Genomic DNA, 12,840 nt, shown 5'->3' with positions numbered 1-12,840 from the left:
CGCAATTCGTAAGGAGCAACCGAAACCATGGCGGTTTCCGTAACCCTTCCGGCGCTCGGCGAGAGCGTCACCGAGGGCACTGTCACTCGCTGGCTGAAGGCCGAGGGTGAGCGCGTCGAGGCCGACGAGCCGCTGCTCGAGGTCTCCACCGACAAGGTCGACACCGAGATCCCCTCCCCCGCCGCCGGCGTCCTGGCCTCCATCAAGGTCGCCGAGGACGAGACGGTCGAGGTCGGCGCCGAGCTGGCTGTCATCGACGACGGCACGGGCGCTCCCGCTGCCGCCCCTGCCCCGGCCGCCGAGCCCGAGCCCGAGCCCGCCGCGGCTCCCGAGCCCGCCCCGGCCGCCGCTGCCCCGTCCACCGAGCAGGCCGCTCCGGCCCCCGCTCCCACCGCCGAGGCCGCCGCCGGCGGCGGCTCCGCCGAGGGCACGGACGTCGTCCTGCCCGCGCTCGGCGAGTCCGTCACCGAGGGCACGGTCACCCGCTGGCTGAAGTCGGTCGGTGACAGCGTCGAGGCCGACGAGCCGCTGCTCGAGGTGTCGACGGACAAGGTCGACACCGAGATCCCGGCGCCCACCTCCGGCACGCTGCTGGAGATCGTGGTCGGCGAGGACGAGACGGCCGAGGTCGGCGCCAAGCTGGCCGTCATCGGCGTCGCGGGTGCCGCTCCGGCGGCAGCCCCGGCCCCGGCGGCTCCGGCTCCCGCCGCCGCTGCCCCGGCTCCGGCCGCGCCCGCGGCTCCGGCTGCCCCCGCAGCTCCGGCCGCGCCCGCCGCTGCCGCCCCGGCTCCGGTCGCCCCCGCCGCTCCGGCTCCCACGCCGACGCCCACCCCCGCCCCGGTCACCCCGGCCCCGGCCGCTCCGGCTCCCGCCGCGCAGGCCACCGACGAGGGCGCCTACGTCACCCCGCTGGTGCGCAAGCTCGCCGCCGAGAACGGCGTCGACCTGGCCACCGTCAAGGGCACCGGCGTCGGCGGCCGTATCCGCAAGCAGGACGTCGTCGCCGCCGCCGAGGCCGCGAAGGCCGCCGCCGCTGCCCCGGCCCCCGCCGCGGCTGCTCCGGCCGCCGCGAAGAAGGCCCCGGCGCTGGAGGTCTCCCCCCTGCGTGGCCAGACCGTCAAGATGCCGCGCATCCGCAAGGTCATCGGCGACAACATGGTCAAGGCGCTGCACGAGCAGGCGCAGCTGTCCTCGGTCGTCGAGGTCGACGTCACGCGGCTGATGAAGCTGCGCGGCCGGGCCAAGGACGCGTTCGCGGCGCGCGAGGGCGTCAAGCTCTCCCCGATGCCGTTCTTCGTCAAGGCCGCGGCCCAGGCGCTGAAGGCGCACGCGCCCGTCAACGCCCGGATCAACGTCGAAGAGGGCACGATCACCTACTTCGACACCGAGAACATCGGTATCGCGGTGGACTCCGAGAAGGGCCTGATGACCCCGGTCATCAAGAATGCCGGTGACCTCAACCTCGCCGGTATCGCCAAGGCCACGGCCGATCTGGCGGGCAAGGTCCGGGCCAGCAAGATCACGCCGGACGAGCTGTCGGGCGCGACCTTCACCATCTCCAACACCGGTTCGCGCGGGGCGCTCTTCGACACGATCATCGTGCCGCCGGGCCAGGTCGCGATCCTCGGCATCGGCGCCACGGTCAAGCGCCCGGCCGTCCTCGAGACGGAGGAGGGCACGGTCATCGCCGTCCGCGACATGACCTACCTGACCCTCTCCTACGACCACCGCCTGGTCGACGGCGCCGACGCGGCCCGTTACCTGACGGCGGTCAAGGCGATCCTGGAGGCAGGCGAGTTCGAGGTCGAGCTCGGCCTGTAAACGCCGCCCATCAGTACACATCGATGCCCTCGCCCGGAATCTCCGGGCGAGGGCATCGCCCTTAGGGGCGCGGGGAACTGCGCGAGCAACCACAGACAACCCGCAGCCGCCCGACGACAGAACCCCCGAGCTACTAGGCGTGTAACTCTCCTCTCACCTGCATGGAAGCGCCCCCGTGCGCCCTTCCCGAACCGGCTGGTGGCCTTATTGTCTAAACGTCAAAGCCCTAAGGAGCCCTCATGACAGCCCCCGTCATCCACTCGCTGCGCGAACAGATCCGCGAGCACATCGTGGAGGGGATCGTCAGCGGACGCTGGAAGCCGGGCGAGCGGATCGTGGAGCGACGGATCGCGACCGAGCTGGAGGTCAGCCAGACCCCCGTACGGGAGGCGCTGCGCGAGCTGGAGTCGCTGCGGCTGATCGAGTCGGCGCCCAACAAGGGCGTACGGGTGCGGAATCTGACCGCCGCCGACCTGGAGGAGAGCTACCCGGTCCGGGCCGGCCTGGAGGCGATCGCGGCCGAGCTGGCGGCGGAGCGGCTGGCGCGGGACTGCTCGGCCCTGGAGCCGCACGTCGCCGCCCTGTACGACGCCGACGCCGCGTCGGACGGCACGGCGCAGGTACGGCACACGGTCGGCTTCCATCGCGAGCTGGTGCGGGCGGCCGGCAACTCGGTGCTGCTGCACACCTGGGAAGGGCTCGGCATCGAGGTCTTCACGGCGCTGTCGATCCGGTGGCTGGGGACGGTGCAGCAGTCGTACGCGGAGGAGCACGAGGAACTGGTGCAGGCGTTCCGGCGCCGGGACCCGCGGATCGCCGAGATCGTGAAGGCGCATGTGCTGGGATGCGCGCCGCGAGCCTGAGTCCACCGGCGCTCAAGTGCGGCCCGACCTGCGAAAACTCTACTAGACCTCGGCACTCCGTGCCTTCGCCGAAGACACCCCGTGCCGACTTTCTCGTGATCAAGATGTTTTGCCTCTCAACCCTTTGATCGATCATCGATCAGGGAGTTAGAGTCACGACGGGCTTCTACAGAGGCCCCACGCCCTGTCCTGCCAAAGACAAGGGCACCCCCCTTCGACTGAGGAAGGCGGCGACATGACCGACCCCAACGCCATCCAGCCGAGCGAGCTCGACCAGCTCCCCGACCGCGACCCGGAGGAGACCGCCGAATGGCGGGCCTCCCTGGACGCCGTCACCAAGGCTGCCGGGCCGCACCGTGCCGCGTATCTGATGCGCCGCACCCTGGAGCGGGCGGAGGGCAACGGCATCGCGCTGCCGAAGCTCCTCGAGACCGACTACGTCAACACCATCCCCACCGCCGCCGAGCCCGCCGTACCGGGTGACGAGGCGATGGAGACCCGGATCACCGCCTGGAACCGCTGGAACGCGGCCGCGATGGTGACCCGGGGCAGCAAATACGGCGTAGGCGGCCACATCGCCACCTTCGCCTCCGCGGCCTGGCTCTACGAGACCGGCTTCAACCACTTCTTCAAGGGCAAGGAGGCCGACGGCTCCGGCGACCAGCTCTACATCCAGGGCCACGCCTCCCCCGGCATCTACGCCCGCGCCTTCCTCGACGGCCGGCTGACCGAGCACCATCTCGACAACTTCCGCCGCGAGTCGGGCGGCAGCGGCCTCCCGTCGTACCCGCACCCGCGCCGGCTGCCCTGGCTGTGGGAGTTCCCGACGGTGTCGATGGGCCTTGGCCCGCTCTCCGCCATCTACCAGGCGCGCTTCAACCGCTACCTCACCAACCGCTCCATCAAGGACGTCTCGGCGTCCCACGTCTGGGCGTTCCTCGGTGACGGCGAGATGGACGAGCCCGAGTCGACGGCGGCCCTCGCGCTCGCCGCGCGTGAGGAGCTGGACAACCTCACCTTCGTCATCAACTGCAACCTGCAGCGCCTCGACGGCCCGGTGCGCGCCAACTTCAAGATCGTGCAGGAGCTGGAGGCCCAGTTCCGCGGCGCCGGCTGGAACGTCGTCAAGACGCTGTGGGGTACGGCCTGGGACGAGCTGTTCCAGCTCGACACCACCGGCGCGCTGGTACGACGGCTGCGCGAGGTACCGGACGCGCAGGTGCAGACGTACCAGACCCGTGACGCCGCCTATATCCGCCAGGACTTCTTCGGCGCCGACCCGGCGCTCGCCGAGCTGGCGAAGCTGCTGAGCGACGACAAGATCCTGGAGCTCTTCCACCTCTCCCGCGGTGGTCACGAGGCGCGCAAGGTGTACGCCGCGTACAAGGCCGCCGTCGAGCACAAGGGCGCGCCGACGGTGATCCTGGCGCAGACGGTCAAGGGCCACACCCTCGGTGCGGGCTTCGCGTCGAAGAACGCCAACCACCAGATGAAGAAGCTGACGGTGGACGAGTTCAAGCAGATGCGTGACCTGCTCGAACTCCCCATCAAGGACAGCGACTTCGTCGACGGTGTGGTGCCTTACGGCCACCCGGGCACCGACTCCCCCGAGGTCCGCTACCTCCAGGAGCGCCGCGCCGCCCTCGGCGGTCCGGCCCCGGCCCGCCGTACGCACGCCGTCGCCCCGCTGCCCGCGCCCGCCGAGAAGGCCTTCACCTCCTTCGACAAGGGCTCCGGCTCGCAGAACGTGGCCACCACCATGGCCTTCGTCCGGCTCGTCAAGGACCTGGTCCGCGACAAGGAGACTGGCAAGCGCTGGGTGCCGATCGTCCCGGACGAGGCGCGCACCTTCGGCATGGAGTCGCTGTTCCCGTCGCTCGGGATCTACTCCCCCAAGGGCCAGACGTACGAGCCGGTCGACCGTGACCAGCTGATGTACTACAAGGAGGCCAAGAACGGCCAGATCCTCAACGAGGGGATCACCGAGGCCGGTTCGATGGCCGACTTCATCGCCGCGTCGACGTCGTACTCCACGCACGGCGAGACGATGATCCCGTTCTACATCTTCTACTCGATGTTCGGCTGGCAGCGCACGGCCGACCAGATGTGGCAGCTCGGCGACCAGCTGGGCCGCGGCTTCCTGATCGGCGCGACGGCCGGTCGTACGACGCTGACGGGCGAGGGTCTGCAGCACGCGGACGGTCACTCGCCGGTGATCGCGGCGACCAACCCGGCGGCGCTGACGTACGACCCGGCGTTCGCGTACGAGGTCGCGGCGATCGTCAAGGACGGTCTGCGCCGGATGTACGGCGAGGCGGCGCCGGGCGAGGACCCGAATGTCTTCTACTACCTCACCGTCTACAACGAGCCGCTGCCGCAGCCCGCGAAGCCGTCCGGGCTCGGGATCGACGAGGGCATCGTCAAGGGCCTGTACCGCTTCAACACGGCGGAGTCGGCGGGTCTGTCGCCGGTCGCCAACGCCCCGCGGATCCAGCTGCTGGGTTCCGGTACGGCGATCCACTGGGCGCTGAAGGCGCAGAAGCTGCTCGCCGAGGAGTGGGGTGTCGCCGCGGACGTGTGGTCGGCGACGTCGTGGGGCGAGCTGCGGCGGGACGCGCTGGAGGCCGACGAGGCGCTGCTGCGGGGCGAGGAGCGGGTGCCGTACGTCCGTCAGGCGCTGCACGGCGCCGACGGGCCGGTGCTGGCGGTCTCCGACTACATGCGCCAGGTGCCGGACCAGATCGCGCAGTGGGTCGAGCAGGACTACTCCTCGCTGGGTGCCGACGGCTTCGGCCTCTCCGACACCCGCGACGCCGCCCGCCGCCACTTCGGCGTCGACGCCGAGTCCATCGTCGTCGCCGCGCTGGCCCAGCTGGCACGCCGCGGCGAGGTCAAGGCGACGGCGGTGAAGGAAGCGCGGGAGCGGTACGGGTTGTAATTCGGCTGCGGGTGAGTGGGGGCTGGTCGCGCAGTTCCCCGCGCCCCTTAAAGACAAAAGCCAGGGGCGCAGCCCCTGCTTTAAGGGGCGCGGGGAACTGCGCGACCAGCCACATCCGGACCGCACCCGCCCGCAAAGCCCCCGGCATCATGGACCCATGCGCGCTGCCCGTCTCATCAAAATGGTGCTGCTCCTCCAGTCCCGGCCCTCCATGACCGCCGCCGAGCTGGCAACGGAGTTGGAAGTGTCCGAGCGGACCGTCACGCGGGACGCGCAGGCGCTGTCCGAGGCGGGAGTACCGGTGTACGCGGACCGGGGGCGCGCCGGCGGGTACCGGCTGATCGGCGGGTACCGGACGCGGCTGACGGGGCTGCACCGCGGTGAGGCGGAGGCGCTGTTCCTGTCCGGCGTGCCGGGTGCGCTCAGGGAGATGGGGCTGGAGGACGCGGCATCGGCGGCCCGGCTGAAGGTGTCCGCGGCGTTGCTGCCCTCCCTGCGCGACGCCTCCCGCACGGCGGCGCAGCGGTTCCATCTGGACGCGCCGAACTGGTTCAAGGAGCCCGAGACACCCGAACTGCTGCCGGTCGTCGCGGACGCGGTGTGGGACGACCGGCGGATCACCGCCCGCTACCGCAGGGACGCGGTCGTGGTCGAGCGGGAGCTGGAGCCGTACGGGCTCGTACTGAAGGCCGGCGTCTGGTACCTGTGCGCACGAGCCGCCCCGCACGGCTCTCCCCGGGTCTACCGGATCGACCGGTTCCAGGCCGTCGCGGCGGGTGCCGAACGCTTCGTACGCGACGAGGACTTCGATCTGCCCCGCTTCTGGGAGGAGCGTGCCGAGCAGTTCGCGCGGTCCATCCTGCGCGCCGAGGTCGTCGTACGGCTCTCCGCGGACGGCGTGCGCCGGCTGCCGCACGCCGTCGATCCGCTCGCCGCGCGGGAGGCGCTGGAGAAGGCCGACGCACCGGACTCCGGCGGACGGGTGACGGTGACACTCCCCGTGGAGTCCGAGGACGTCGCCCACACCCAGCTGACGGCGCTCGGTCCGGAGGCCGAGGTGCTGGCTCCCGAGAGCCTGCGCGCACGGTTCGCGGCGGACGCGGCGCGGCTTGCGGCGCTGTACGGCCGATGACGCCGTACCACTCCTCACTCACTCCCGCCCCATAACAATCCGCCTCACTCCACGTGCGCCCCACCCCTCCAGGCACGATGCTGGACCCGTGATGGACGAGACGGAGTTCTGGGAGCTGGTCGACGCCAGCCGTGAGGCGGCCGAGGGCGACCCCGAGGAGCAGGCCGACGTGCTTGTGGAGCGGCTCCTCCAGCTCGACCCGGAGTCGGTCGTGGACTTCGCCCGTCACTTCGAGGCGCGCTACAACCGGGCGTACACCTGGGACCTGTGGGGCGCCGCCTGGGTGCTGCTCGACGGGGCGAGCGACGACGCGTTCGACTTCTTCCGGTGCTGGCTGATCGGCCAGGGCCGGGAGCTGTACGAGGGTGCCGTGCACGATCCCGACTCGCTCGCCGATCTGCTGGACGACTTCGACGAGGAGCTCGACGGCGACGGCGAGGAGCTGGGCTACGCGGCGGACGAGGCCTACGAGCAGCTCACCGGGACCGTCGCCCCGGACCTCGGCATCCCGCCCGCGCCCTCGGAGCCCGAGGGCAGGCCGATCGACTTCGAGAACGAGCGGGCGCTGGCCGAGCGGTACCCCAAGCTGTGGGACCGGTTCAGGGGCTGACGCTCACCCGGCGGTGCGCCGGCGTCCCGCGTCGGACGGGATGTACGCCTGCGCCTGCTGGTCCACCCTCACCGCGTGGTGCATCGGGGCGGCGTTGGCCTGGTCGAGCGCCGACGCGGTGACCGCGGCCGGTCCCAGGACGACGGCCACGACCGCGCAGAGCACGGCCCAGGGTCCACGGGCGGTCCTGGACCGGCCGCCGGTGTTCTTCCCGGCTTCGGTGTGACTGCTGTTCATTTCTTCCCCACCTCCAGTCAGTGCGTGTGCATGACGATAGGAAGGCCGCCTCGGGAAGACCCGTGAGGCGGCTACGAGAAGCCTGTGAGAGTCAGGCCTTGACCCGGCCCGTGATCGCCTGCCTAGGGTGGCCCGTCCCGAAGAGGAGCACCCTGCCCATGACCAGCCCCTATGTGCGCGAGATCACGCGCGAGGACCATCTCGCCCACCTTCGGCTGCACCCCGACGCGAGCCATCTCCAGATCCCCGAGTGGGCCGATGTGAAGCCCGGCTGGCTCGGGCAGAGCGTCGGCTGGTTCGAGGGCGAGTCGCTGGTCGCCACGGCGCTCGTGCTGTACCGCCCGCTGCCCGGCACCCGGCGCTTTCTCGCCTACCTCCCCGACGGCCCCGGCATCGACTGGCGCACCCCGCGTCTTGAGCTCTGGCTGGACCCGCTCGTCGCGCATCTGGAGCGGGAGGGCGCGTTCGCGGTCCGGATCGGGCCGCCCGTCGTCGTACGGTGCTGGGATCCCTCCGTCGTCGCGGCGGGCGTCGCCGATCCCGCCGTACGGCATCTGCGGGAACTGCCCGCGGCCGACATAGACGGGTTCGCGCTGGACGCCGGGGAACGGCTGCGGCAGCTCGGGTGGCGGCGCTGCGAGGAGGACGAGGGCAGTGGTTTCGGCCTGGGGCAGCCGCGGTTCGGCTGTCTGATCCCGCTGCAGGAGCGCTCGGTGGACGATCTGCGCGCCGCCCTCGCCCCGCACTGGGAGCAGGCTCTGAGCACCGCCGAGTCGGCGGGCGTCCGGGTCGTCACGGGCACCGGCGGCGATCTGCCCGAGTTCCACCGCCTGTACACCGCGACCGCCGCCCACGACGGCTTCAAGGCCCGCCCGCTGGACTACTTCCAGCGCATGTGGAAGGCCCTGAACGCGGAGGACGGCGACCGGGTGCGCCTCTATCTCGCCGAGTACGACGGGGAGGTCCTCTCCGCCGCGTTCATGATCAATGTCGGCTCCCGGTCCTGGCACTCGTACGCCGCCTCCGGCCGCCGGGGCCGTCAACTGCGGCCCAGCAGCGCGTTGTTGTGGCGGATGCTGTACGACGCGTGGGCGGCCAACGCCGAGACGTACGACCTGCGCGCGATCACCCCCACCCTCACCGAGAGCCGGCTGCTCGGCCGGCTGCTGTTCAAGACGGGGGCGGGCGGCATGGCCGTGGAGTACCTCGGGGAGTGGGAGAAGCCGGTGGGCACCCAGGGCAAGGTGCTGCAGCGGGCGGTGAAGGCCTACCTGGGACGCAGGTGAATCAAGCCATTCATCTGCCCTGCTCATCTGCCTTGCAAGGAGGCCGCCGTCTGCCTGATCTGCGGGAGCAGCGCGCTGAGGGCGGCGCCCGGGCAGTTCGTCATGAAGCCGTCCTTGTGGCCCGCGAGGGCGGGGAGCCGGGCGGTCGTTCCGGCCGCGTACCGGCTGAGGCCGTTGCTCGAGACCAGCGGCACGTCCGCGCGCGGGTCGATTCCGGACAGGCCCAGTTTCCAGGCGGCGAGGCGGGCGATCGCGTCGGTCATGGCCTGCGGCACGGGCACGCCCGCCGTGAAGGTGCCGAGGGCGGCGATGCCGGTGGTGCCGTGGTTGAAGCCCTGGGTGTGGGCGCCGGTGACCGGGCGGTCGACGCCGCCCGCGCGGCCCTCGTAGATCGTGCCGCAGCGGTCGACGAGGAAGTTGTAGCCGATGTCGTCCCATTGCCGGGAGCCGGTCTGGCCCGCGTACAGGTGGCGGATTATGCGGGGCGCGTCGGCGCAGGCGTAGCCGTTGGGCGAGTCGGTGTGGTGGACGAAGACGGCGACGACCTTGGGGTCGTAGCGCGGCGGCGGCTGGGTACGCCGCGCGCTGCCGTCCAGCCAGGCCGCCCTCAGCACGATGTGCGGCTTCGCCGCGGAGTACGGCGTGGTGGCGGACCGGGCCGCGACCGGCCGTGCGGACGCGCCGCCGGTCCGCTCCACACCGCTCGCGCACAGCGCCAGCGCGGCGACCGCGGCCAGCCCGGGCAGAGCGCCGAGCAGCACCCGGACGGCATCCGGTATGGGGACGGCGATGTGCGGTGTGCGTACGGCACGGCGTCTTCGCGACCCTCGTGCCCTTCGGAAGACACGCATGACCTCACTGTCGGCCGGATCCCTTCCGCCCGCGATGTGTGCTGTGCCACCTGGTGGAACCAACGTCCGGGTCCGGGACGTTTTTGCGGGTACACGCACGCATGGCTAGGGACTAGGGGGCCCCGAAGGGGCGCGGGGAACTGCGCGACAAGCCACAACGAACCCGCAGACGACCGACGGCCAAACGCGGCCCAACCCGCGGAGCGCATGGCTGATCACTGGGCCCCTTCCTCGCGTATTAAGGGGTCCGAGAGAAAGGCGGCCTGGTGGACCTGCTCGACATCCTGCTGTTGCTGCTGATCCTGGCCTACGCGGCGTCCGGCTACCGGCGCGGACTGGTGGCCGGCTGTGTCTCACTGGCCGGCTTCGTCGGCGGTGCGGTGATCGGCGTGTGGATCCTGCCGTGGATGGTGGACCTGGCGGAGCCGGGTACGACGACGGCGACGGTGACCGCCGTGCTCACGGTGCTGGTCCCCGCGGTGGTCGGCCATGAACTGGCGGGCCGCCTCGCCCTGCGGCTGCGGCGGGAGCTGGACCAGGGGCCGCTGCGGGTGGCCGACGGAGTGGGCGGCGCCGTGGCGAACTCGGTGGCCGTGCTGATCGTGGCGTGGGTGGCCGCGAGCGTCCTGGGCGCGTCCTCGTCCCCGCTGGTCACCACCGCGATCCGGGACTCCCGGCTGCTCGGGGCGGTGCAGGACACCATGCCCGAGGCGACGCCCGCCTGGTTCTCCCGGGCCACGTCCGCGCTGACCGAGGCGGGCTTCCCGCAGGTCTTCAACCCGTTCGAGAGCGAGTCGACGGCCCAGGTCGCCGAGCCGTCCGGCGACAGCGTCACCGCCAGCGCCACCAACGCCGCCAAGCTCAGCACGGTGAAGGTCGAGGGCGTCGCCGGCACCCAGGGCCGCGAGGGCAGCGGCTTCGTCTACGCCGACGAGCATGTGATGACCAACGCCCACGTGGTGGCCGGCATCGACGACCCGAGCGTCCGGGTCGGCGGGGTCGGGCGGTCGTACGAGTCGCGCGTCGTGCTCTTCGATCCGGAGAAGGACGTGGCCGTGCTGTACGTGCCCGATCTGCGCGCCCCCGTCCTGCGGTTCGACGACGAGGCCGCGCGCGGTGACGCGGCGGTGGTCGCGGGCTACCCGGAGGGCGGCGACCTCAACCTCCAGGCGGCGACCGTCGCCAACCGGGTGCGGGCGACCGGCCAGAACATCTACAACAACGACACGGTGACCCGTGAGATCTACTCGGTCCGCTCGACGGTCCGCCCCGGCAACTCCGGCGGCCCGCTGCTGACCACCGACGGCCGGGTGTACGGCGTCGTCTTCGCCCGCTCCACCTCGGACGCGCAGACGGGCTACGTCCTCACCGCCGACGAGGTCGCGGAGGACGCCCGCCGCGCGGCGGACGCGACGGCAGCGGTGGACACGGGCGAGCTGGTCACGACGTAGTCAGGCGGAGCTACCTCAGACTGCGCCCCATGCACACATCGTCCACGTACTCGCCGGCCAGGAAGAACTCCTCCGGCAGTACGCCCTCCACCGCGAAGCCCTCCGACTCGTAGAGCTTGCGGGCCGCGGTGTTGTGGCCAAGGACGCGGAGGGTGATGCGGCGGGCCCCCTGCCGCCGTGCCTCGTCCTGTGCGGCCCGCAGCAGCGCCCGCGCGACTCCGGCGCCGCGCGCCTCCTCGGCGACCACGAGACCCTGGATCTGGCGGACGTGGGAGTTGCACACGAGCGGCGTCGGGAACCCCAGCCGGATGTAGCCGACGACAGCCCCGTCGAACTCGGCGACGAGATGGTCGCGCGGCCCGAACCGGTCGTTGTAGAAGGGCTCGTACGGCGGCTGGGGGCGCGGCTGGACGGAGTGCAGCGTCGACCAGGTGACCCGGTCGAGGCGGCCGAGCGTCTCTTCGTCGTCGAGGGTCGCGTGGCGTATGTACGGGACTGGCATGGCGGCCACCCTATGACGGCACCCCGAGCCGGCTCCGCCCATGCCCCCGTCCGCGCTTTGCCGCATCCCTGCGGTCATGCTGGTCCCCATGGAGCGTTCGCGAATCGCGGTGGCCGGTGCGTCCGGCCTGATCGGCAGTGCCCTGGTGCGGTCCCTGACCGCGGACGGACACGAGGTGGTACGCCTGGTGCGCCGCGCGCCCCGGGCGCGGGACGAGGTCCACTGGGACCCCGAGGCACGGCGGGTGGACACAGCCGGCCTCACCGGCTGCGACGCCGTGGTCAACCTCGCGGGCGCCGGAGTCGGCAGCCGGCGCTGGACGGACGCGTACAAGACGAGGATCCGCCGCAGCCGGGCCCTGGGCACCTCGGCGCTGGCGGAGGCCATCGCCTCCTTGGACACCCCGCCGCGGGTCTTCGTCAACGGCAGCGCGATCGGCTTCTACGGCGAGACGGGCGACCGCCCGGTCGACGAGAGCGCCCCGCACGGGGAGGGTTTCCTGCCCGAGCTGTGCGTGGAGTGGGAGGGCGCGGCGGCCCCCGCGCAGCAGGCGGGCGTACGAACGGTGTTCCCTCGCACGGGACTTGTGGTGGCCCGCGAGGGCGGTGCCTGGGCCAAGCTGTTCCCGCTGTTCAAGGCCGGGCTCGGCGGGCGGATGGGCGACGGACGGCAGTACTGGTCGTTCGTCTCGCTGCACGACGAGGTGGCCGCGATCCGCCATCTCATCGACACCGACGGACTGTCCGGGCCGTTCAACGTGACCGCCCCGGAGCCGCTGACGAACGGCGAGATCACCGCGGCGATGGGACGCGTGCTGCACCGGCCGACCCTCTTCACGGCGCCCGCGCCCGTGCTGCGCACCGTGCTCGGCGAGATGGCCGGGGATGTGCTGGGCAGCGCCCGGGTGCGGCCGACCCGGCTGCTGGAATCGGGCTTCACGTTCGCGTTCCCGGACATCGAGGGAGCGATCCGGGCCGCACTGTGAGGCTTACGGCCCCTCGCTGCTCGCATGCGACCGTCGTGCGACCGTGCCCGGTCGATGCGCGACTTCATTTGGCCGATCAGCGCCCTAACCTCGAGCCGAACTCGGGTATCCCCGGAGTCTGTTGGGGGCATGACGTCTCCACCGGCCGCGCAACCTCGAGGAGG

At 71.7% G+C, this 12,840-nt stretch carries 11 protein-coding genes; 8 read left to right on the top strand and 3 right to left on the bottom strand.

Annotation, left to right across the window (positions count from 1 at the left end):
• Positions 1-27 precede the first annotated feature (27 nt).
• From sucB to OG828_RS35550, 5 genes are all read left to right on the top strand, one after another.
• Positions 28-1,821, top strand: a complete 1,794-nt coding sequence (sucB, locus tag OG828_RS35570; RefSeq protein WP_328503494.1) for a 2-oxoglutarate dehydrogenase, E2 component, dihydrolipoamide succinyltransferase — start codon at positions 28-30, stop codon at positions 1,819-1,821.
• A 239-nt stretch (positions 1,822-2,060) separates the two neighbouring features.
• The gene (locus tag OG828_RS35565; RefSeq protein WP_210576221.1) at positions 2,061-2,684 is read left to right on the top strand and encodes a GntR family transcriptional regulator; all 624 of its coding nucleotides are present in this window, start codon (positions 2,061-2,063) and stop codon (positions 2,682-2,684) included.
• A gap of 235 nt (positions 2,685-2,919) precedes the next feature.
• Positions 2,920-5,622 carry a pyruvate dehydrogenase (acetyl-transferring), homodimeric type gene (aceE, locus tag OG828_RS35560; RefSeq protein ID WP_328503493.1) on the top strand — a complete coding sequence of 901 codons (2,703 nt, stop codon included), beginning with the start codon at positions 2,920-2,922 and terminating at the stop codon, positions 5,620-5,622.
• A gap of 157 nt (positions 5,623-5,779) precedes the next feature.
• Positions 5,780-6,754 carry a helix-turn-helix transcriptional regulator gene (locus OG828_RS35555; RefSeq protein WP_328441068.1) on the top strand — a complete coding sequence of 325 codons (975 nt, stop codon included), beginning with the start codon at positions 5,780-5,782 and terminating at the stop codon, positions 6,752-6,754.
• 91 nt (positions 6,755-6,845) lie between these two features.
• Entirely contained in the window at positions 6,846-7,364 is a 519-nt protein-coding gene (locus OG828_RS35550; protein WP_328372462.1) for a DUF4240 domain-containing protein, read from the top strand.
• A gap of 3 nt (positions 7,365-7,367) precedes the next feature.
• On the opposite strand, the gene OG828_RS35545 is transcribed toward OG828_RS35550, so the two are convergent.
• Positions 7,368-7,601: a hypothetical protein gene (locus tag OG828_RS35545; protein WP_328503492.1), complete on the bottom strand. Its 234-nt coding sequence runs from the start codon at positions 7,599-7,601 to the stop codon at positions 7,368-7,370.
• Positions 7,602-7,759: 158 nt separating this feature from the next.
• On the opposite strand from OG828_RS35545, the gene OG828_RS35540 reads away from it, so the two are divergent.
• The gene (locus OG828_RS35540) at positions 7,760-8,887 is read left to right on the top strand and encodes a lipid II:glycine glycyltransferase FemX (RefSeq protein ID WP_328441066.1); all 1,128 of its coding nucleotides are present in this window, start codon (positions 7,760-7,762) and stop codon (positions 8,885-8,887) included.
• A gap of 23 nt (positions 8,888-8,910) precedes the next feature.
• On the opposite strand, the gene OG828_RS35535 is transcribed toward OG828_RS35540, so the two are convergent.
• Positions 8,911-9,738 carry a peptidoglycan recognition protein family protein gene (locus OG828_RS35535; RefSeq protein ID WP_328503491.1) on the bottom strand — a complete coding sequence of 276 codons (828 nt, stop codon included), beginning with the start codon at positions 9,736-9,738 and terminating at the stop codon, positions 8,911-8,913.
• A 266-nt stretch (positions 9,739-10,004) separates the two neighbouring features.
• Between OG828_RS35535 and OG828_RS35530 the strand changes: the two genes are divergently transcribed.
• Positions 10,005-11,189, top strand: a complete 1,185-nt coding sequence (locus OG828_RS35530) for a MarP family serine protease (RefSeq protein WP_328366029.1) — start codon at positions 10,005-10,007, stop codon at positions 11,187-11,189.
• 10 nt (positions 11,190-11,199) lie between these two features.
• On the opposite strand, the gene OG828_RS35525 is transcribed toward OG828_RS35530, so the two are convergent.
• A complete protein-coding gene (locus tag OG828_RS35525) occupies positions 11,200-11,691 on the bottom strand; it encodes a GNAT family N-acetyltransferase (protein ID WP_328441064.1) in 492 nt (163 codons plus the stop codon).
• An 88-nt stretch (positions 11,692-11,779) separates the two neighbouring features.
• Here OG828_RS35525 and OG828_RS35520 point away from each other — a divergent pair, with 88 nt between their 5' ends.
• Positions 11,780-12,676, top strand: coding sequence for a TIGR01777 family oxidoreductase (locus OG828_RS35520; protein WP_328503490.1), 897 nt, complete (start codon positions 11,780-11,782; stop codon positions 12,674-12,676).
• Positions 12,677-12,840: the final 164 nt, after the last annotated feature.

Source organism: Streptomyces sp. NBC_00457, from assembly GCF_036014015.1.
Classification (GTDB): Bacteria; Actinomycetota; Actinomycetes; order Streptomycetales; family Streptomycetaceae; genus Streptomyces.
This window is presented reverse-complemented; position numbering and strand designations above follow the sequence as displayed.

Bases quoted from the DNA above. Each gene is read 5' to 3' on its own strand.
- OG828_RS35545 (WP_328503492.1), bottom strand. From the start codon at position 7,601: ATGAACAGCAGTCACACCGAAGCCGGGAAGAACACCGGCGGCCGGTCC.
- OG828_RS35550 (WP_328372462.1), top strand. From the start codon at position 6,846: ATGGACGAGACGGAGTTCTGGGAGCTGGTCGACGCCAGCCGTGAGGCG.
- aceE (WP_328503493.1), top strand. From the start codon at position 2,920: ATGACCGACCCCAACGCCATCCAGCCGAGCGAGCTCGACCAGCTCCCC.
- OG828_RS35535 (WP_328503491.1), bottom strand. From the start codon at position 9,738: ATGCGTGTCTTCCGAAGGGCACGAGGGTCGCGAAGACGCCGTGCCGTA.
- OG828_RS35520 (WP_328503490.1), top strand. From the start codon at position 11,780: ATGGAGCGTTCGCGAATCGCGGTGGCCGGTGCGTCCGGCCTGATCGGC.
- sucB (WP_328503494.1), top strand. From the start codon at position 28: ATGGCGGTTTCCGTAACCCTTCCGGCGCTCGGCGAGAGCGTCACCGAG.
- OG828_RS35540 (WP_328441066.1), top strand. From the start codon at position 7,760: ATGACCAGCCCCTATGTGCGCGAGATCACGCGCGAGGACCATCTCGCC.
- OG828_RS35555 (WP_328441068.1), top strand. From the start codon at position 5,780: ATGCGCGCTGCCCGTCTCATCAAAATGGTGCTGCTCCTCCAGTCCCGG.
- OG828_RS35525 (WP_328441064.1), bottom strand. From the start codon at position 11,691: ATGCCAGTCCCGTACATACGCCACGCGACCCTCGACGACGAAGAGACG.
- OG828_RS35565 (WP_210576221.1), top strand. From the start codon at position 2,061: ATGACAGCCCCCGTCATCCACTCGCTGCGCGAACAGATCCGCGAGCAC.